General features: G+C 50.3%; 20 protein-coding genes. 7 read left to right on the top strand and 13 right to left on the bottom strand.

Going from position 1 to position 18,215, the window contains the following annotated elements; all coding sequences use genetic code 11:
- The first annotated feature begins 49 nt into the window (after positions 1–49).
- The gene (gene ahpF, locus FQZ95_RS03930; protein WP_032183601.1) at positions 50–1,615 is read left to right on the top strand and encodes an alkyl hydroperoxide reductase subunit F; all 1,566 of its coding nucleotides are present in this window, start codon (positions 50–52) and stop codon (positions 1,613–1,615) included.
- Positions 1,616–1,736: 121 nt separating this feature from the next.
- On the opposite strand, the gene uspG is transcribed toward ahpF, so the two are convergent.
- From uspG to citC, 11 genes are all read right to left on the bottom strand, one after another.
- Positions 1,737–2,165 carry a universal stress protein UspG gene (gene uspG / locus FQZ95_RS03925; RefSeq protein WP_000278505.1) on the bottom strand — a complete coding sequence of 143 codons (429 nt, stop codon included), beginning with the start codon at positions 2,163–2,165 and terminating at the stop codon, positions 1,737–1,739.
- A gap of 123 nt (positions 2,166–2,288) precedes the next feature.
- Positions 2,289–2,378, bottom strand: coding sequence for a small membrane protein YldA (yldA, locus tag FQZ95_RS26915; RefSeq protein ID WP_349813939.1), 90 nt, complete (start codon positions 2,376–2,378; stop codon positions 2,289–2,291).
- A 142-nt stretch (positions 2,379–2,520) separates the two neighbouring features.
- The gene (gene rnk / locus FQZ95_RS03920) at positions 2,521–2,931 is read right to left on the bottom strand and encodes a nucleoside diphosphate kinase regulator (RefSeq protein WP_000089731.1); all 411 of its coding nucleotides are present in this window, start codon (positions 2,929–2,931) and stop codon (positions 2,521–2,523) included.
- A gap of 229 nt (positions 2,932–3,160) precedes the next feature.
- A complete protein-coding gene (gene rna, locus FQZ95_RS03915) occupies positions 3,161–3,967 on the bottom strand; it encodes a ribonuclease I (protein ID WP_032183602.1) in 807 nt (268 codons plus the stop codon).
- A 113-nt stretch (positions 3,968–4,080) separates the two neighbouring features.
- The gene (gene citT, locus FQZ95_RS03910) at positions 4,081–5,544 is read right to left on the bottom strand and encodes a citrate/succinate antiporter CitT (RefSeq protein WP_000050323.1); all 1,464 of its coding nucleotides are present in this window, start codon (positions 5,542–5,544) and stop codon (positions 4,081–4,083) included.
- Positions 5,545–5,594: 50 nt separating this feature from the next.
- Positions 5,595–6,473 (bottom strand): triphosphoribosyl-dephospho-CoA synthase CitG, encoded by an 879-nt coding sequence (citG, locus tag FQZ95_RS03905; RefSeq protein WP_160529894.1) that lies wholly within the window; start codon positions 6,471–6,473, stop codon positions 5,595–5,597.
- Entirely contained in the window at positions 6,448–6,999 is a 552-nt protein-coding gene (gene citX, locus FQZ95_RS03900) for a citrate lyase holo-[acyl-carrier protein] synthase (protein ID WP_000550422.1), read from the bottom strand. Before citX ends, citG begins: the two co-directional genes overlap by 26 nt.
- Before the next feature lie 3 nt (positions 7,000–7,002).
- Positions 7,003–8,535 carry a citrate lyase subunit alpha gene (gene citF / locus FQZ95_RS03895; protein ID WP_000192245.1) on the bottom strand — a complete coding sequence of 511 codons (1,533 nt, stop codon included), beginning with the start codon at positions 8,533–8,535 and terminating at the stop codon, positions 7,003–7,005.
- A gap of 10 nt (positions 8,536–8,545) precedes the next feature.
- The gene (citE, locus tag FQZ95_RS03890) at positions 8,546–9,454 is read right to left on the bottom strand and encodes a citrate (pro-3S)-lyase subunit beta (RefSeq protein WP_000622357.1); all 909 of its coding nucleotides are present in this window, start codon (positions 9,452–9,454) and stop codon (positions 8,546–8,548) included.
- Positions 9,451–9,747: a citrate lyase acyl carrier protein gene (citD, locus tag FQZ95_RS03885; protein WP_000700703.1), complete on the bottom strand. Its 297-nt coding sequence runs from the start codon at positions 9,745–9,747 to the stop codon at positions 9,451–9,453. Before citD ends, citE begins: the two co-directional genes overlap by 4 nt.
- A gap of 14 nt (positions 9,748–9,761) precedes the next feature.
- Positions 9,762–10,820, bottom strand: coding sequence for a [citrate (pro-3S)-lyase] ligase (gene citC, locus FQZ95_RS03880; RefSeq protein ID WP_000467705.1), 1,059 nt, complete (start codon positions 10,818–10,820; stop codon positions 9,762–9,764).
- 379 nt (positions 10,821–11,199) lie between these two features.
- Here citC and dpiB point away from each other — a divergent pair, with 379 nt between their 5' ends.
- Positions 11,200–12,858: a sensor histidine kinase DpiB gene (dpiB, locus tag FQZ95_RS03875; protein WP_001353363.1), complete on the top strand. Its 1,659-nt coding sequence runs from the start codon at positions 11,200–11,202 to the stop codon at positions 12,856–12,858.
- On the top strand, positions 12,827–13,507 hold the full coding sequence (gene dpiA / locus FQZ95_RS03870; RefSeq protein ID WP_000126500.1) for a two-component response regulator DpiA: 681 nt from the start codon (positions 12,827–12,829) through the stop codon (positions 13,505–13,507). The genes dpiB and dpiA overlap by 32 nt, the downstream gene beginning before the upstream one ends.
- 40 nt (positions 13,508–13,547) lie before the next feature.
- Here dpiA and dcuC read toward each other — a convergent pair whose 3' ends face one another.
- Positions 13,548–14,933 carry an anaerobic C4-dicarboxylate transporter DcuC gene (gene dcuC, locus FQZ95_RS03865; RefSeq protein ID WP_089636459.1) on the bottom strand — a complete coding sequence of 462 codons (1,386 nt, stop codon included), beginning with the start codon at positions 14,931–14,933 and terminating at the stop codon, positions 13,548–13,550.
- A gap of 589 nt (positions 14,934–15,522) precedes the next feature.
- On the opposite strand from dcuC, the gene pagP reads away from it, so the two are divergent.
- Both pagP and cspE read left to right on the top strand, forming a co-directional pair.
- Complete coding sequence (gene pagP / locus FQZ95_RS03860) at positions 15,523–16,083, top strand: lipid IV(A) palmitoyltransferase PagP (protein ID WP_001601868.1); 561 nt, start codon at positions 15,523–15,525, stop codon at positions 16,081–16,083.
- 174 nt (positions 16,084–16,257) lie between these two features.
- Positions 16,258–16,467 carry a transcription antiterminator/RNA stability regulator CspE gene (gene cspE / locus FQZ95_RS03855; RefSeq protein WP_000034825.1) on the top strand — a complete coding sequence of 70 codons (210 nt, stop codon included), beginning with the start codon at positions 16,258–16,260 and terminating at the stop codon, positions 16,465–16,467.
- Positions 16,468–16,520: 53 nt separating this feature from the next.
- Here the strand turns inward: cspE and crcB are convergent, their stop codons facing one another.
- Complete coding sequence (crcB, locus tag FQZ95_RS03850; RefSeq protein WP_000939738.1) at positions 16,521–16,904, bottom strand: fluoride efflux transporter CrcB; 384 nt, start codon at positions 16,902–16,904, stop codon at positions 16,521–16,523.
- Positions 16,905–16,999: 95 nt separating this feature from the next.
- On the opposite strand from crcB, the gene FQZ95_RS03845 reads away from it, so the two are divergent.
- Positions 17,000–17,788 carry a deaminated glutathione amidase gene (locus tag FQZ95_RS03845; RefSeq protein ID WP_001305561.1) on the top strand — a complete coding sequence of 263 codons (789 nt, stop codon included), beginning with the start codon at positions 17,000–17,002 and terminating at the stop codon, positions 17,786–17,788.
- A gap of 128 nt (positions 17,789–17,916) precedes the next feature.
- Positions 17,917–18,120: a twin-arginine translocase subunit TatE gene (gene tatE / locus FQZ95_RS03840; RefSeq protein ID WP_000503931.1), complete on the top strand. Its 204-nt coding sequence runs from the start codon at positions 17,917–17,919 to the stop codon at positions 18,118–18,120.
- The last annotated feature ends 95 nt before the right edge of the window (positions 18,121–18,215 follow it).

The raw sequence follows: 18,215 nt of genomic DNA, 5'->3' as shown, positions 1-18,215 counted from the left end.
AGCCGCAGAGGCCGCTTGCATGATGATGTTTAAAGCCCAGGAGATAAACATGCTCGACACAAATATGAAAACTCAACTCAAGGCTTACCTTGAGAAATTGACCAAGCCTGTTGAGTTAATTGCCACGCTGGATGACAGCGCTAAATCGGCAGAAATCAAGGAACTGTTGGCTGAAATCGCAGAACTGTCAGACAAAGTCACCTTTAAAGAAGATAACAGCTTGCCGGTGCGTAAGCCGTCTTTCCTGATCACTAACCCAGGTTCCAACCAGGGGCCACGTTTTGCAGGTTCCCCGCTGGGCCACGAGTTTACCTCGCTGGTACTGGCGTTGTTGTGGACCGGTGGTCATCCGTCGAAAGAAGCGCAGTCTCTGCTGGAGCAGATTCGCCATATTGACGGTGATTTTGAATTCGAAACCTATTACTCGCTCTCTTGCCACAACTGCCCGGACGTGGTGCAGGCGCTGAACCTGATGAGCGTACTGAACCCGCGCATCAAGCATACGGCAATTGACGGCGGCACCTTCCAGAACGAAATCACCGATCGCAACGTGATGGGCGTTCCGGCAGTGTTCGTAAACGGGAAAGAGTTTGGTCAGGGCCGCATGACTATTTCCGAAATCGTCGCCAAAATCGATACTGGCGCGGAAAAACGTGCGGCAGAAGAGCTGAACAAGCGTGATGCTTATGACGTATTAATCGTCGGTTCCGGCCCGGCGGGTGCAGCGGCAGCAATTTACTCCGCACGTAAAGGTATTCGTACTGGTCTGATGGGCGAACGTTTTGGTGGTCAGATCCTCGATACCGTTGATATCGAAAACTACATTTCTGTACCGAAGACTGAAGGGCAGAAGCTGGCAGGGGCGCTGAAAGTTCACGTTGATGAATACGACGTTGATGTGATCGACAGCCAGAGCGCGAGCAAACTGATCCCGGCAGCGGTTGAAGGCGGCCTGCATCAGATTGAAACAGCTTCTGGCGCGGTACTGAAAGCACGCAGTATTATCGTGGCGACCGGTGCAAAATGGCGTAACATGAACGTTCCGGGCGAAGATCAATATCGCACCAAAGGCGTGACCTACTGCCCGCACTGCGACGGCCCGCTGTTTAAAGGCAAACGCGTAGCGGTCATCGGCGGCGGTAACTCCGGCGTGGAAGCGGCAATCGACCTGGCGGGTATCGTTGAGCACGTAACTCTGCTGGAATTTGCGCCAGAAATGAAAGCCGACCAGGTTCTGCAGGACAAACTGCGCAGCCTGAAAAACGTCGACATTATTCTGAATGCGCAAACCACGGAAGTGAAAGGCGACGGCAGCAAAGTTGTTGGTCTGGAATATCGAGATCGTGTCAGCGGCGATATTCACAACATCGAACTGGCCGGTATTTTCGTCCAGATTGGTCTGCTGCCGAACACCAACTGGCTCGAAGGCGCAGTCGAACGTAACCGCATGGGCGAGATTATCATTGATGCGAAATGCGAAACCAACGTCAAAGGCGTGTTCGCAGCGGGTGACTGTACGACGGTTCCGTACAAGCAGATCATCATCGCCACTGGCGAAGGTGCCAAAGCCTCTCTGAGTGCTTTTGACTACCTGATTCGCACCAAAACAGCATAAGAAGAAGTAAGATTCACCTGCAATTGCTTAGCCGCCGGGGTCAAACCTGGCGGCTTTTTTATTGCAATAAAAAGCCCCGCCGGGATGGCTCCGGGCAGGGCGACATAAATACTTTTATCTATTAGCGAACGACCAGCACCGGCAGATTGGCGTGGCGGATCACACTGGAGGCGTTAGAACCTAACAGATGGGTCGAAATCGATGGGTTGCGCGAACCGATAACGACAACATCAGCCCCCAGTTCTTCTGCCAACTCATTGACTTCATCCCGCACGCTACCAAAACGGACATGTTGTTTAATGCGGGAAGGATCGATGGTGAAGTGGCTGACCATCGTTTGCAAACGTTCTTCTGCTTCATGTTGCAGATGCTCTTCAAAACGACGTACATCAGCGGCAAAACGGTGCAGGCTCAGGCTGGCTGACCCCGGTAGTACGTGAAGTAGATGAATAACTCCGTCATCCTGGGCGAGGAATTCAGCGTGGCGAACAGCTTTGTCGCTCAATTCCATTTCAAATACATCCACTGGCATAATGATTGTTTTGTACATAAGCATTCTCTCCTTGTTTTTGCATGTATACATAACAGCACATTATTGATTATGAATCTATGATTTGCGAGGCTGATTCGATCTGAATTTGCGATTGATCTGGAAAATAAATAAAACCAGGTACTACCAGCGTTGTTCAAGGTATAGCACTGCAGCAACAATAATAGCTGCTATGAATATATAAAACGCAGTGATACTGAGAGCTTCGCTCATATGGGGTTCCGCAGATGAATAACCAGTTCAGATTAGAATGCTGTGCTTAAGAGCAAAATGATAAATCTGGTTGATATTTGAGCGGAAAGAGGATGCGAGTGCATCCTCTGGGCAAAGCGAGTTGTCGCTTGTGCAGATGGGATTAAAGCAGGTAGTCGCCAGCAGCTTCTGGCTGGTATTCGAGTTCCAGCACTTCAAGGTGGGTTGCAACGCCGCCCGGAAGTTCCCAGTGAATGGAATCGCCAACGCGCAGCCCCAGCAGTGCGGCACCTACCGGAGCCATAACGGAAAGCTGAGTATTGCTGTCAGTCATTTTAGCCGGATACACCAGCGTGCGCACACGCACTTCGCCATCGCTAAGATTGCGGAATTTAACCCGGCTGTTCATTGTCACCACGTCGTGTGGCATCTCTTCTGGCGAACACATTTGGGCGCGATCCAACTCTGCGTTTAACGCGTCGGCGATTGGCAAACCAGCATAGGCAGGTTGCTCCAGCAGAATATCGATGCGTTCGGCATCCAGGTCGTTAATGATGATAGTTGGTCTGGACATTTTTACTCCATGTCGTCGGTACTGCGAGTGTCGCAGATAAACATACCCAAAAGAAAACCCTCACCGTCAGGCGGCGAGGGTTTAACTCACATGATGATACTGACTGTTGCTCACTCTTTGAAGTGATTTGCGTCACATTCAGGGAATTCCTCAATGCAGCGCATTATGTATAAATCTTAATCGTCATAGTTTATGGAAGACGAATTAGCGTCTTTTGTAAATCAGAGGATTAATAACCTGCTTTATCAATCACAAAGGTTTTGCCACAGTTGCCTGGGTGTGGTTGTGGCAAGAATGAGTTTGCAGAAAGCGGAGCGTTGATGGCGTCAGCTTTGATCGAGATCTGAATTTCAGTCAAATACGCAGGGTTACCCTGACACGTTAGCTTAATTGCTTTCACGTTCTCTTTTCCCCAGCTTTTGGCAAAGGCGGCGTCAAAGTCACGGCGGCTCACTGTCTTACCGTAGTTATCCGCAAGGAATTTTCCGGCTTCGCTCTCTTTAATTTCTTGATTCAGGCGTACCATCGTGCCGAAGTATGCGTCTGGATCAAAACCAAAGCAGGCACCGTGTTTGGCATATTCGTAGCGTTCCAGGCAGGAACGTCCGCCAGCTCCTGGCATGACTTCACTTAGTTTAGCTGCCGTTTCCAGTGATAACCCAGTTTCCGGCGATGAACACATCCGGCTGGCGCGTGCTTCTGGCAGATTCGGGATTGGGCGAGTAGCGCAACCGAAGCGCATCCAGCGGCGTTCATCAACACCACGGGCAGCAACCGATTTAGGCAATCCTGGCCATAGACCATGTACGGTCAGAAAATCAGCTTTGTTGGTCGTTTCGGTTTGCAGGCGACATTCATCTCGTTCGTTACGATTTCGATCGTGTTGACTCTGGCAAAATCCGGTTTGCCAGGAGAGGGCCAGGACATAGCGATCAAAATCGCCATACTGTTTTGCCTGCAACGCCACGGCGTTGGCAGAAGAGAAGGGAAGCAGAGAAACCGCGAGCAACGCGGCGTTACGCCAGAATGCTTTCATAATGGGTGTGGAACTCATACATACACTGAATACTATCTATTAAATCATAAAAAAGCCCGCCAGGTGGGCTTACCTGGCGGGCGTGATGATTTATTCAGCGTTTGGCGAACGTATTAGTTCCACATGGCGAGAATCGGCCAGCCAACCAACAGCAACATAGAGATGTAAATCACCCCGAAGATTGCACCAAGTCGCCAGTAATCTTTTGATTTCACATAGCCGCAGCCATAAATAATCACCCCAGGACCGGTTGCATACGGCGTCAGACAGCCCATGATACCGATAGACAGCACCAGCAGGATACACAGTTGTTCCATTGGTACGCCCGGAATACCTTTACCGACGGCCAGAATAACCGGCAGCATGGTTGCGGTGTGCGCAGACAGGCTGGCAAACAGGTAGTGCGCAAAGTAGAACACCAGAACCAGTACAATCACCGTTGCGTTTGGTGAGAATCCTTCCAGGTGCGTACTCATGGTACCGGCGAACCAGTCAATAAAGCCAGAACGAGTCAGGCCATTAGCCATCACAACCAAAGTTGCCAGGTTGACCAGCGTGTTCCATGCGCTGTTATAGCGGGTAATGTCTTTCCACGGCACAACGTGCAGGGCCAGCATTAGCGAAACTGCCAGCAGACCTACCGCAGTAGCATTAATGACTTCACTGCCAAATACCCACAAACCTAAGCTGAGCAATACAAGGCCAATCAGCGTCCACTCTCTGCGTGTCAGCGCACCCATGGTTTTTAGTTCATCACCCGCCCAGGTTGCTACTTCTTCACTGTGTGTGATTTCCGGTTTGTAAAGCACGTAGGAAAGCCACGGCGCAATGATAAGTAAGATAACGCCAACCGGCAGGAAGCAGAGGAACCACTGCAACCAGCTAATCTGGATGCCGGCAATTTTGCTGACGAACTCCAGACCCAGCACGTTTGGTGCCGCACCGGTGACAAACATGGACGAACTCAGACTGGTACTAATGACCATCATCCACATCAAATAGCCGCCAATACGACGCGCGGACGGATCGTTCGGGAATGATTTAAACAGCGGCGGCAGGTTTTTAATGACCGGAAAAACCGTACCCCCGGTACGCGCGGTGTTGGACGGTGTAAACGGTGCCAGCAGAATGTCGATAATGACTATCGCATAACCTAACGTCAGCGTGCGTTTGCCCATGAATTTCACCAGGAAAAGGGCAATGCGACGACCTAACCCGGAAACTTCATACCCTAATGCAAAAATAAATGCGCCAAATACCAGCCATACCGTGGTGCTGGAAAAACCAGCCAGACCCCATTTCAGCGCCTGTTTTTGCGCATTAAACGCTGGGTCAGCTAATTCTTTGGCATCAAAGAGAAGATAATTACTGCCAATAACGCAAATAGTAACCGCAATAAAACTGATCGCTGTTGCCGGAATTGGCTCGAGGATCATGCCGACAATCATTGCCACAAACACAGCGAAGTAATGCCATGCCTGCGGTGGCATACCGTCGGGGACAGGGATAAGAAACATGACGCCCATCACCACCAGTGGGGCCAATAGTTTCCATATATTATCTTTTGCTAAAGACATACGGGTTCTCCGAAAATTAATATTTCCAAATTTATCAAGTGCTTAAATAATTAAATCTGTGCTAAAAACCAGGTAAGGATCAGCAGGTCGGCACTGCCGCCTGGACTGAGATTTCGTTCGATACACTCCCTGTCGAACTGCCGGAGATAATCGAGATCGGCGGGGGTTCGGATGCCCCCTTTTTGCAATAATGTTTGCGCCTTGCGCTGTAGCCAGCGCAGGCCCCCCTCGCCACCGCGCGATGCAACGTTGGTATCGCCGTTGATCGCCATCAGTAGGAGTAAGGTATCGAGCAATGCCAGTTCAGGATCTAACCCCTGATCCAGCAGAGTGAGGTAATGCGGCAGGGCGTGGTTGATCACCAGTGGATAACCCGCTTCGGCTTCACCGCGTGCGCCGGTAAGGCCTAGCTGCTGGTACAATCGTTGACCTGCCGTCAGTTGTGAATTATTGGTACGCAGTTCGCGATCGGTCAGGCCACGGCAGAAACTTGCCGCCGTCGCACAAATGGTTATTGGCGTTACCGACTGGTTGAGTTGAAGCAAACGGCCAATTGCCGCACACAGTAGCCCTAAAGAAAAAATGCTGCCTTTATGCGTGTTTACGCCCGCAGTGGCGCGGAACATATCACCTTCGCAAGCCATACCAATTGGGCGTAATCCGCTGAGTACTGCTTCGGGGGCCATTTCAGCACTACAGGCACCAAATTCAATGAAACGGGGTAACCAGCCCTGAATCGCCAGCGCGCTGCGGTGAAAATCTTCCAGCGCCATATCTTTGTGCGCACCGCAGTTAATCCGATCCACGAGGCCTGGTTTCGGTGACAGATTGACTTCAGTCAGCATGGCGCGCCAGCCCAGCAGGGCGTACTCATCGATTAATGACGTCGCAAGCTTTGTGGTTTTAGTTGACGTTGCAGGCATCGACATCGTTCAGCAGCGCCTCCATGCGGTTGAGTAAATCGGTCAGTTGATGGGTTTTTCCACGCGCGCAAACAGCTGCGCTTTGCTCGCACAACAGGCAGCGGCGAGGCGGCAGTGAATAGTCGCGGCGGGAGAGAATTTCGCCTTCGGGTGTCAGGACATCGATATCCCATAACCGCCCGAGAGGATGACTATGTTCAAGCTCAATGGTGGCGAGCTTGAGGTCGCGAGCCGGGGCGGCAATGCTCAACATGCCCTCCGGCCCGCTGGCGGAAACCAGTGCAGCCTGCTCCTGAATTTGCCAGCCCTGTTTTGCGGCTAAGGCACGCAAGGCTGTCACGCCATGATTAAAAATTCGGCGTGTGACCTCGCTGTCTTTAATCGGCCCAGGCGCAACCACGGTAAAGGAGACCAGTGGAACAGGATGGCGCTTGAGCCAGACGTGTTGCCGTGCTTGCCTTTCATCCCGGCTGACGAGCAGCTCGGGAATTGACACCGCATGGTGGCTGGCGAGTTCAGGAAGCAGGTGCATGGCTTATTCCTTCACCTGATGCACAACATCGATCACCGAGCCATCGCGGTAACGCACAACGGCAACGACGCGGTCGGTGAATTCAATCGGCTGTGGTTCACCGGTCAGCAGACGCGCACGTTCACGCAGCCACTCAATAGAAACCACTTTGATCCCCGCTTCCTGCAGACGTTCTGCCAGTTCCGGACGTGCCGGGTTAACTGCGATACCGTGGTCTGTGACCAGAATATCGACACTGGAGCCCGGGGTGATGCAGGTCAGCACGTTATCCACCAGAGTCGGAATACGACCGCGTACCAGCGGTGCGACGATGATGGAAAGTGCAGAGGCAATCGCGGTATCGCAGTGACCACCGGAAGCACCACGCAGTACGCCGTCAGAGCCTGTCAGTACGTTTACGTTGAACTGGGTGTCAATTTCCAGCGCGCTCAGTACCACCACGTCGAGACGATCAACCGATGCGCCTTTCGAACCCCAGTTGGCGTACTGGTTGGCGCTGATTTCGATGTGATTCGGGTTACGAGCCAGTGATTGCGCAGCGTGGCTGTCAAAGCTCTGCACATCCAGCAGTTTGCGGATCAGACCTTTTTCGTGCAGATCAACCATCGTTGCGGTAATACCACCGAGGGCGAAGTCGGCGCGAATATCGCGGCTACGCATTTTGTCTTCCAGGAAACGGGTTACCGCCAGCGAAGCGCCGCCGGTGCCGGTCTGCATGGAGAAACCTTCTTTGAAGTAGCCAGAGTTAACAATCACATCCGCAGCGCTACGGGCAATAAGCAGTTCGCGCGGGTTAGTGGTCATACGGGTAGCACCAGCGCCGATTTTTGCAGCATCGCCAACGCGATCAACTTTGACGATCAGATCAACCTGATCTTGCTCAATGCTTGCCGGATTATGCGGATAAGGCAGCAGTTCTTCGGTAAGCATCACGACCTGTTTTGCGTTGTCGGCATCAACCATTGCATAGCCGAGGGAGCCGCAGCAGGCTTTACCGGTGTAGCCGTTGGCATTACCGAATTCATCACAGGACGGGACGCCGAGGAAAGCCACATCGATATTCAGTTCGCCGCTCTGTACCAGATGCACACGTCCGCCGTGAGAGTGGATTTGCACCGGTTCCGCCAGCAGACCACGGGAGATTTCTTCCGCCAGTGGACCGCGCAGGCCAGAGGTATAAATGCGGGTAACCACGCCCTGGCGAATGTGTTCTACCAGCGGCGCATGGCAATCACTCAGGGAGCTGGAGGCCAGAGTCAGGTTTTTAAAGCCCATCTTCGCGATGACGTCCATCACCATATTGACGGTCAGGTCACCGCCACGGAAAGCGTGATGGAAGGAAACCGTCATGCCGTCCTGTAAACCAGAGCGACGAATCGCTTCTTCCAGGTTGGCGCACAGTTTGCGATCGCGCGCTTTTTCAGCCTGGTAGGTTTGCTTTGGCGAGTTCTGGAAAGCGGCAAGATCGCATTCAGCGCGACGATTCCAGGCCGCTACCCGTTCTTGTCGTTGAGATTGTTCAATTTTCTGCGTCATTTTGATTGCCTTATTCTTCGCGGATGCCGGAAAGTTCTGCACGGGAGAGCACCAGACGGGCGCGATCAATAACCGGACCGTCCACCATCTTGCCGTTCAGGGAAACCACGCCGAGGCCTTCGCGAGCGGCGGCTTCAGCGGCTTCTACGACGCGGCGGGCGTGATCCACTTCTTTCTGGGTCGGTGCGTAGAGGTTGTGCAGCAGATCAATCTGACGCGGGTTGATCAGCGATTTGCCGTCAAAGCCCAGCTGTTTGATGTGGGCGGCTTCTTGCAGGAATCCGGCTTCGTTGTTTGCGTCAGAATAGACGGTATCGAACGCCTGAATACCCGCAGATCGCGCGGCCTGCAAAATGGAGCAGCGAGCGAACAGCAGTTCAGTTCCTTCCGGGGAGCGTTCTGTACGCAGGTTGCGCACATAGTCTTCTGCACCGAGGGCGATACCGATCAAACGCTCGGAAGCGTGAGCGATTTCCACTGCGCGGGTAATGCCCAGCGGAGATTCAATCGCCGCCAGCAAGCCGGTACTGCCGGGTTCACGACCACAGGCTTTTTCGATACGCAGGATCTCTTTTTCGATATCCAGAACATCCTGAGCGGTATCGGTTTTCGGCAGACGCACAACGTCCGCACCACCGCGAACGACGGCTTCCAGGTCGTTGACACCCCATTCGGAATCCAGCGCGTTTACACGCACAATGGTTTCAATATCGCGATACAGCGGATGTTGCAGCGCGTGGTAAACCATGCGGCGGGCGGTGTCTTTTTCACGCAATGCTACGGAGTCTTCGAGGTCAAACATCAGGGCATCAGCCGGGTAGATGAATGAGTTGCTGACCATCGCGGCATTGGCACCAGGCACAAACAACATGCTGCGGCGGGTGCGAGTTTTACGTTGTTGCAGCGAAGCGGAAATCATTGGCAATCCTCCCATGGCAGAGCCGGGATACCGCTGGCGCGTGCCAGCAGGGCTTCCAGTCGTGCACGTAAAATGCAGTCCAGTGCGCCTTTGTCATCGACATTCAGCTGTACGCCGCGCACGTTGTAGCGGGCGAGAACGTCCAGAATGGTGGTGCGAATGGCATCACCAAACTGTTTTTCAACGCTGCTGTTGATTTGCAGGTCGATATCCTGCGTATCGAGTGGGGCGATGCGTATCATCACATCCCCAGACTCAAGGGTGCCTGCAACGGCGGGCTGGTTTATTTTCATTTTTCACCTGTTTCTCATGCGGGGGTCTTTTGACGAGCTGCCGCGTCCTGGCGGGAGTGCTCAAGCAGGTTCTGCAAATAATGCAGCGTGACTGCAGGGACCAGCGGCGCGATAGCCGTGAGATCGTTTTTCGCCAGCAGTTGACGTACCCGGGAAGCGGATATCGGCATCTCCTGGTAACGCAGCCGCTCAATTTCAACCAGTTCGATGGGCGGTGCGGAGATAGTCGGCGTTTCCAGCCAGTAGCGCATATCCTGGTTGTACTGGGCGGTAACGCGACAAAAGGGTTCAGTACCGACAAAGCGGTGAGTTACACCCAGCGCGGGAGCGAGGTACTGACGGAAAATCTTCAGATCAATTTCGGTGTAACAATGGTTAATGACGCTCTGTTCTTTAATGAAGTAGCAAGGGAACGTAGCGCGGGAGATGATGTATTCGGAGCCGCGATGCACAGTCAGGCGTGGAATATCGGCGGTGCCTTTTAACACCAGATCCAGCCGGTCTTCATAGGGAAAGCGTGAAGAATCTTCTTTAACTAAAAACAGATGCAACCAGTCGCACTGTGCTGCAGCCTGTTGAATCAGATAACGGTGACCATTCGTAAAGGGATTGGCGTTCATCACAATGCAGCCAATCTTGTTCCCTGGATGACGAAATTTTTTCAGCGATTCGGCATAGCGTTTCAGTCGCGTGGCGCTGTTTTCCATCAGCACCATCACGCCGGGTACACTGGTCAGCGTGGAAAAACCGCACTGGCGGAACAGCGCCTCGTATTCGGTTTTGGTATAAATAAACAGATGCGTGCTGTGCCGCTCATAGGCGAGGTTTATCAATTCAGTGGCTAATGTCAGCGCCAGTCCTTCACCGCGAACGGATTCACTGATAGCAACGCATTTAATAATATTTCCGGCAATTCCACCGCACGCGATAAGCTTTTCATCGCGGGTTACGGTAATAAATACTTCGACTGTGGTGTCAACGCTCAAATCATTTTCATGCAGGAATTGAGCGATTTCCGCCATTTTTTTATTTTCTGAACGTTTTACACGGGTGAAAATATCATTGCCGAACATAATAAATAGTATCCTGAAGGTGCATGTTGTTATCGATTTGCAACGAATGTTGTTCGATGTTGCAAACTGATAACCTTTTATTTTCACTTGGGAGAAAGGGGGGCGATCGAGGTATATCTTTTTCTCCTTTCGCTATACATCCTAAGGAGTATTGCAGCGTGAAATTTTGATTTATTTCACATAGAGTTAGTGGTTTTTTATTTATTTAATGGTTTTAAGTTTTTTAATTAATGTAATTACGAAATGACCCGCAGGTTTAAGTGATTTAATTGATTTAATGAATAAAATTTGCCACGATTATATTTAATATCTATGTATTTTGATTCAACATTTTAATTACATCCGTCAAAGAGGCTCGGGACAACCCGCAAGGAAAACAATGTTGCAGCTTAACGAGAATAAACAGTTTGCATTTTTCCAAAGACTGGCATTTCCGCTGCGTATCTTTTTGCTGATTCTGGTGTTCTCAATATTTGTCATTGCAGCCCTGGCGCAATATTTTACGGCCAGTTTTGAGGACTATTTAACGCTTCATGTGCGCGACATGGCAATGAATCAGGCAAAAATTATTGCTTCTAATGACAGTATCATCAGCGCAGTGAAAACGCGTGACTACAAGCGACTGGCGACCATCGCTAACAAATTACAAAGAGATACTGATTTCGATTATGTCGTGATTGGTGACCGGCACTCGATCCGCCTTTACCATCCTAATCCGGAGAAAATTGGTTATCCTATGCAATTCACCAAACCGGGCGCGCTGGAGAAAGGGGAGAGCTACTTTATCACCGGGAAAGGGTCAATTGGCATGGCGATGCGTGCCAAAACGCCAATCTTTGATGACGATGGAAAAGTCATCGGCGTGGTGTCGATTGGCTACCTGGTGAGTAAAATCGATAGCTGGCGGGCTGAGTTTTTATTACCGATGGCTGGCGTGTTTGTCGTGCTGTTAGGGATTCTGATGTTGCTGTCGTGGTTCCTGGCCGCGCATATCCGTCGGCAAATGATGGGCATGGAGCCAAAGCAAATCGCACGCGTGGTCCGTCAGCAAGAGGCGCTGTTTAGTTCGGTTTATGAAGGGCTGATTGCGGTGGATCCGCACGGTTACATTACCGCCATCAATCGTAACGCAAGAAAGATGCTGGGGCTGAGTTCCCCCGGACGGCAATGGTTGGGTAAACCCATTGCTGAAGTGGTCAGGCCCGCCGATTTCTTTACCGAACAGATTGATGAAAAACGTCAGGATGTGGTGGCGAACTTTAACGGTCTGAGCGTTATTGCCAACCGGGAAGCTATTCGTTCTGGTGATGATTTGCTGGGGGCCATTATCAGCTTTCGTAGTAAAGACGAAATATCCACCCTCAATGCACAACTGACGCAAATTAAACAATACGTCGAGAGCCTGCGCACATTGCGACACGAGCATCTCAATTGGATGTCGACGCTCAATGGTCTGTTGCAGATGAAAGAGTATGATCGCGTGTTGGCGATGGTGCAGGGGGAGTCTCAGGCCCAGCAACAGCTTATTGATAGCCTGCGCGAGGCGTTTGCCGATCGCCAGGTGGCGGGGCTGCTTTTTGGTAAAGTGCAGCGCGCCCGCGAACTGGGGCTAAAAATGGTCATCGTCCCCGGAAGTCAGCTTTCGCAACTGCCGCCAGGACTGGACAGCACCGAGTTTGCAGCCATTGTTGGCAATTTACTTGATAACGCCTTCGAAGCCAGCCTGCGTAGCGATGAAGGAAACAAGATCGTTGAATTATTCCTCAGCGATGAAGGCGATGATGTGGTGATTGAAGTCGCCGATCAGGGCTGCGGCGTTCCAGAGTCTCTACGAGACAAAATATTTGAGCAGGGTGTCAGTACGCGTGCTGACGAGCCCGGCGAACATGGCATTGGGTTGTACTTGATTGCCAGCTACGTAACGCGCTGCGGTGGTGTTATCACTCTCGAAGATAATGATCCCTGCGGTACCTTATTTTCAATCTATATTCCGAAAGTGAAACCTAATGACAGCTCCATTAACCCTATTGATCGTTGAGGACGAAACGCCGCTGGCAGAGATGCATGCGGAATATATTCGTCACATTCCCGGATTCAGTCAGATATTACTGGCGGGAAACCTGGCGCAGGCCCGAATGATGATCGAGCGTTTTAAGCCGGGGCTAATCTTGCTCGATAACTATCTTCCTGACGGTAGAGGGATTAATTTACTGCATGAACTGGTGCAGGCGCATTATCCCGGCGACGTGGTGTTTACCACTGCAGCCAGTGATATGGAAACGGTGTCTGAAGCCGTACGTTGTGGTGTATTTGATTATCTCATTAAGCCAATTGCCTATGAACGGCTGGGGCAAACGCTAACCCGTTTCCGCCAGCGTAAACATATGCTGGAAAGTATTGATAGCGCCAGCCAGAAGCAAATCGATGAGATGTTTAATGCCTATGCTCGCGGTGAACCCAAAGACGAACTGCCGACCGGCATTGACCCCTTGACGCTAAACGCGGTGCGAAAACTGTTTAAGGAGCCTGGTGTGCAACATACGGCAGAAACGGTGGCGCAGGCACTGACTATCAGCCGCACCACTGCCAGACGTTATCTTGAATATTGCGCCAGCCGCCATCTGATTATTGCTGAAATTGTTCACGGCAAAGTTGGCAGACCGCAACGCATATACCACAGTGGGTGACATGATAAAGCCGGAGGAAGCTTGCCTCCGGCATGACTATTTACTTGCCTGTTACCGCGGCTGCCGTTCCTGGCACCATCAGCTCTGTAGCAACGATAACAATCACCAGCCCAACAAGCACCGGCACCGAGGTGCGTTTTACAACTTCAAATGGTGAGATTTTCGCCATCCCGGCAACCGCAACGACTACGCCAGAAACGGGTGACAGGGTACGACCGAGGTTTGACGCCTGCAGCATTGGGATAGTCAAATACGCCGGGTTAATGCCGGAAGAGTGCGCCAGTTTCGGGATCATCTCAACAAACGCATAAAACGGCGCATTGCCTGAACCGGTCGTGACTGCTGCCAGCATTGTCAGGATCACCAATACCAGCATCAGGATGATACTCGCCGAACCAAACGAAGTGGCGATAGAAATCAGACTTTGAATAAAGCCGATGGTGCTAAGCCCCTGAGCGAATACCCCAGCGGCAACCAGCAGCATCACCACGTTAGCAAACGCATCTGCCATCCCGCGATAAGCCACTTCCAGGCCCGAGAACACTTTCTGAGTATTAAAGCTGCGAATGAACTCCAGAATGGAGGCAATCAGCATACAGATCACCAGAATTGTGATGATGTGTAATTGCGGACCCCATTTGCCGTCAAAAATCAGCACTCCGATGATCGGCGTGAACGGCAGAATGGCGTAAAACGCAGGGGCAGTGGTGGTGATTTCGCTGACATCTAACATTTCATGAGAGATGTGCTCTTTTTTATCCAGATAACGTTGCCAGAAAAAGTGGGCAATCGCCATGCTGATAATTGCAGCAATTGAGATAGGCAGCGTCGTTTTGAAGGCGAAGTCAATCAGCGACATTTCGGAAGCCTGCGCCGCCAGCACCACATCCCCTGAAGTCGGTGCGAGAATAATCGCCGCTGGAGAGGCACAAATTGCAGCTGCTGCGCCACGACTGATACCAACGTTTACCATCACCGGGAACAGGGTTGCCATCAGCAAAACACCCAGACCGGTTGCGGAAGAGACGGCTAACGACATCAGACAGGCGACAAAATAGGCGGCAATCATCAGCAGGTAAGGGGAGTTAATATACTGCAATGGTTTTGACGCCAGCTTGACCACCATATCATTCGCGCCGATATGGGTCATGTAAGCGGCAAAGCCACACAGCATCATAATCATCATGCCGAGGTCGCCGCCGCGGCTCATTAGCAATATTTTAACGTATTCAACGATATCCGTGGCGCTGTAGCCTGTTGAAGCCTGGCTGGACGGTAACACTTTGTGCCCCATAATGGCACTGATAATCAGCAATAACAGGCCACCGACAAATAACACGCCAGTGGCGGAATAGCCTTTAATGATGTAGCGAGCTACACCCACAATAACCACAACCCCAATAAGGAGTTCAATGAATGTCAGCATAATTTTTCCTGTCTCCAGGCCCCAAAGTAAATAATAAAAAATTCCTAAAACTTAAGGAAAAAATATGCCCAATAAATTGGCGGTGAATGCTGATTAAAATCAAGAAAAACTGCCATTAAGACATTGAAGTTGCTGTTTTTATACATAGATAACAAAACGCATATTTAGCGTTTGGCAATTATCACATAATAATGTGTGTAAATTGATGGTGGATTGATGCAAATTTGTTAATTGCAATGGTGTTGGCTGCGGTTGTGTGCTCAAAAAACAATCTGCAATGGGCGTGGGTTGACAATATATAATATATTCTTCATTAAGATGTTTTTTTGTATCTTATTAAAAAATAAGTTAATTTTTTCTTGGTTGCATTTTGTTATCAGAAACAACTTGCTTTTTCTTTTATGACTATTCCCATCGCAGAAAACGAAGTATCATCTTAAATCGATGCGCGGAAATATTTATCTTGAACAAGCGGAAATAAATAGATCAGCTATTCAGATTATTCTTCATGTTGGGGCTATTAAGGTTATGTTAATTGTAGCTTTGCTATGCTAATAGTAGATTTTTGATAAATGTTTTATGGTCGCAAATGAACGTGAGTAAATATGTCGCTATATTTTCCTTTGTTTTTATTCAGTTAATCAGCGTTGGTAAAGTTTTAGCTAACGCAGATGAGTGGATGACAACGTTTGGAGAAAATATTACACAAACCTGGCAACAGCCTGAACATTATGATTTATATATTCCTGCCATCACCTGGCATGCTCGTTTCGCTTACGACAAAGAAAAAACCGATCGCTATAACGAGCGACCGTGGGGTGGCGGTTTTGGTCAGTCGCGTTGGGATGAAAAAGGAAACTGGCATGGCCTGTATGCCATGGCATTTAAGGACTCGTGGAACAAATGGGAACCGATTGCCGGATACGGATGGGAAAGTACCTGGCGACCGCTGGCGGATGAAAATTTTCATTTAGGACTGGGATTCACCGCTGGCGTAACGGCACGCGATAACTGGAATTACATCCCTCTCCCGGTTCTACTGCCATTGGCCTCTGTGGGTTATGGTCCAGTGACTTTTCAGATGACCTACATTCCGGGTACCTATAACAATGGCAATGTGTACTTTGCCTGGATGCGCTTTCAGTTTTGAGACAAATGAAATTTTAGTAACTTCTTTAAAATCAATGAGTAAAATAATTAACATCAAAAATAACGCGACTTTTATCACTTTTTAGTAAAGTTGCACTGGACAAAGCGTACCACAATTGGTGTACTGGTAACCGACACAGCATTTGTGTCTATTTTTCATGTAAAGGTAATTTTGATGTCTAAGATTAAAGGTAACGTTAAGTGGTTTAATGAGTCCAAAGGATTCGGTTTCATTACTCCGGAAGACGGCAGCAAAGACGTGTTCGTACACTTCTCTGCAATCCAGACTAATGGTTTTAAAACTCTTGCTGAAGGTCAGCGCGTAGAGTTCGAAATCACTAACGGTGCCAAAGGCCCTTCTGCTGCAAACGTAATCGCTCTGTAAGATACGTCAGCAAGAATTCAAAACCCGCTTAATCAGCGGGTTTTTTTTGGTCTTTAGTGTGCGGTTGAGGCCGAAAACAGCCAGAAAGCCAGTGCGGTCATGGCAAAAGACCCCAGAAGGTTGACGAAAACGTTCAGTAATGCCCAGCCAAAGCGGCCCTCTTGTAACAAAAACACCACTTCTGCCGAAAATGTTGAGAAGGTTGTTAGACCGCCACAAAATCCGGTGGTGATTAATACTTTCCACACTGGATCAATGTTCGTCATCCTGCTAAACCAGGCGAATCCCATTCCTATGATGAATGCCCCAATCAGGTTTGCAGCCAGCGTCCCCAACGGAATCGCCTGATGCAGCGGGTTAAATCGCATACTTAACAGCCATCTCGCCACGCTTCCCGTACCACCGCCAATAAAAACTGCTAAAAGAAGTTGTAACACTGCAAAATCCTGCTATTTGATTTGTATGAGTGATAAGTGTAACGCCGAATAATCGCCGTTGGCGAATTTTACGACTCTGACAGGAGGAGGTGGCAATGCTGGTTGCCGCAGGACAGTTTGCTGTTACATCTGTGTGGGAAAAGAACGCTGAGATTTGTGCCTCGTTGATGGCGCAGGCGGCGGAAAACGACGTTTCGCTGTTTGTCCTGCCGGAAGCATTGTTGGCGCGTGATGATCATGATGCAGATCTATCGGTTAAATCAGCACAGCTGCTGGAAGGCGAATTCCTCGGACGTTTACGGCGAGAAAGTAAACGTAACATGATGACGACAATTCTGACGATTCATGTTCCTTCAACGCCGGGGCGCGCATGGAATATGCTGGTGGCGCTACAGGCAGGAAACATCGTCGCCCGTTATGCCAAACTGCATCTCTATGATGCATTTGCCATTCAGGAATCACGCCATGTTGATGCTGGTAATGAAATAGCTCCGTTACTGGAGGTGGAAGGGATGAAGGTCGGTCTGATGACCTGTTATGACTTACGCTTTCCAGAGCTGGCGCTGGCACAGGCATTACAGGGAGCTGAAATCCTGGTACTTCCTGCCGCCTGGGTTCGCGGGCCGCTCAAAGAGCATCACTGGTCAACGTTGCTTGCCGCTCGTGCGCTGGATACCACCTGTTATATGGTGGCGGCGGGGGAGTGCGGGAACAAAAATATCGGGCAAAGCCGGATTATAGATCCCTTTGGCGTCACCATTGCGGCAGCGTCAGAAATGCCTGCACTCATTATGGCGGAAGTGACGCCCGAACGTGTGCGTCAGGTCCGCGCGCAACTGCCCGTCTTAAACAACCGTCGCTTTGCGCCGCCGCAATTATTATGATGTTTTTTTACTCGGCGCTTGATTCACCTTGTTACAGATTGCTATTGTGTGCGCGCGTCGAATGACCGTTAATATTCTCTGGTTTTTAAGGCGCGTTCTGTTGCCGGTTATATGTCAAGAAGGTATCTATGGGTGAGATTAGTATTACCAAACTGCTGGTAGTTGCGGCGCTGGTCGTTCTGCTGTTTGGGACTAAGAAGTTACGTACGCTGGGCGGAGACCTTGGAGCGGCCATTAAAGGGTTCAAGAAGGCGATGAATGATGACGATGCTGCGGCGAAAAAAGGCGCAGACGTTGATCTTCAGGCTGAAAAGCTCTCTCATAAAGAGTGACGTGGCGAGCAGGACGCTCCCTCAATATCTTGTTCGATACAAAAAACCCGCTTCAAACAGCGGGTTTTTTATCAGACAGATGTAAGTAATTATTA

Origin of the sequence: Escherichia sp. HH41S (assembly GCF_009820115.1) — a bacterium.
Taxonomy (GTDB): Bacteria; Pseudomonadota; Gammaproteobacteria; order Enterobacterales; family Enterobacteriaceae; genus Escherichia; species Escherichia coli_F.
The sequence above is the reverse complement of the archived record's forward strand: the minus strand, read 5'-3'. Positions and strand labels throughout refer to the sequence as shown.

What these genes read in the sequence shown, in the direction of transcription:
- citD (WP_000700703.1), bottom strand. Translation starts at nt 9,747, where the DNA reads ATGAAAATAAACCAGCCCGCCGTTGCAGGCACCCTTGAGTCTGGGGAT.
- citT (WP_000050323.1), bottom strand. Translation starts at nt 5,544, where the DNA reads ATGTCTTTAGCAAAAGATAATATATGGAAACTATTGGCCCCACTGGTG.
- rnk (WP_000089731.1), bottom strand. Translation starts at nt 2,931, where the DNA reads ATGTCCAGACCAACTATCATCATTAACGACCTGGATGCCGAACGCATC.
- rna (WP_032183602.1), bottom strand. Translation starts at nt 3,967, where the DNA reads ATGAAAGCATTCTGGCGTAACGCCGCGTTGCTCGCGGTTTCTCTGCTT.
- dcuC (WP_089636459.1), bottom strand. Translation starts at nt 14,933, where the DNA reads ATGCTGACATTCATTGAACTCCTTATTGGGGTTGTGGTTATTGTGGGT.
- cspE (WP_000034825.1), top strand. Translation starts at nt 16,258, where the DNA reads ATGTCTAAGATTAAAGGTAACGTTAAGTGGTTTAATGAGTCCAAAGGA.
- uspG (WP_000278505.1), bottom strand. Translation starts at nt 2,165, where the DNA reads ATGTACAAAACAATCATTATGCCAGTGGATGTATTTGAAATGGAATTG.
- citE (WP_000622357.1), bottom strand. Translation starts at nt 9,454, where the DNA reads ATGATTTCCGCTTCGCTGCAACAACGTAAAACTCGCACCCGCCGCAGC.
- pagP (WP_001601868.1), top strand. Translation starts at nt 15,523, where the DNA reads ATGAACGTGAGTAAATATGTCGCTATATTTTCCTTTGTTTTTATTCAG.
- tatE (WP_000503931.1), top strand. Translation starts at nt 17,917, where the DNA reads ATGGGTGAGATTAGTATTACCAAACTGCTGGTAGTTGCGGCGCTGGTC.
- FQZ95_RS03845 (WP_001305561.1), top strand. Translation starts at nt 17,000, where the DNA reads ATGCTGGTTGCCGCAGGACAGTTTGCTGTTACATCTGTGTGGGAAAAG.
- citC (WP_000467705.1), bottom strand. Translation starts at nt 10,820, where the DNA reads ATGTTCGGCAATGATATTTTCACCCGTGTAAAACGTTCAGAAAATAAA.
- citF (WP_000192245.1), bottom strand. Translation starts at nt 8,535, where the DNA reads ATGACGCAGAAAATTGAACAATCTCAACGACAAGAACGGGTAGCGGCC.
- ahpF (WP_032183601.1), top strand. Translation starts at nt 50, where the DNA reads ATGCTCGACACAAATATGAAAACTCAACTCAAGGCTTACCTTGAGAAA.
- citG (WP_160529894.1), bottom strand. Translation starts at nt 6,473, where the DNA reads ATGTCGATGCCTGCAACGTCAACTAAAACCACAAAGCTTGCGACGTCA.
- yldA (WP_349813939.1), bottom strand. Translation starts at nt 2,378, where the DNA reads ATGAGCGAAGCTCTCAGTATCACTGCGTTTTATATATTCATAGCAGCT.
- dpiB (WP_001353363.1), top strand. Translation starts at nt 11,200, where the DNA reads ATGTTGCAGCTTAACGAGAATAAACAGTTTGCATTTTTCCAAAGACTG.
- citX (WP_000550422.1), bottom strand. Translation starts at nt 6,999, where the DNA reads ATGCACCTGCTTCCTGAACTCGCCAGCCACCATGCGGTGTCAATTCCC.
- dpiA (WP_000126500.1), top strand. Translation starts at nt 12,827, where the DNA reads ATGACAGCTCCATTAACCCTATTGATCGTTGAGGACGAAACGCCGCTG.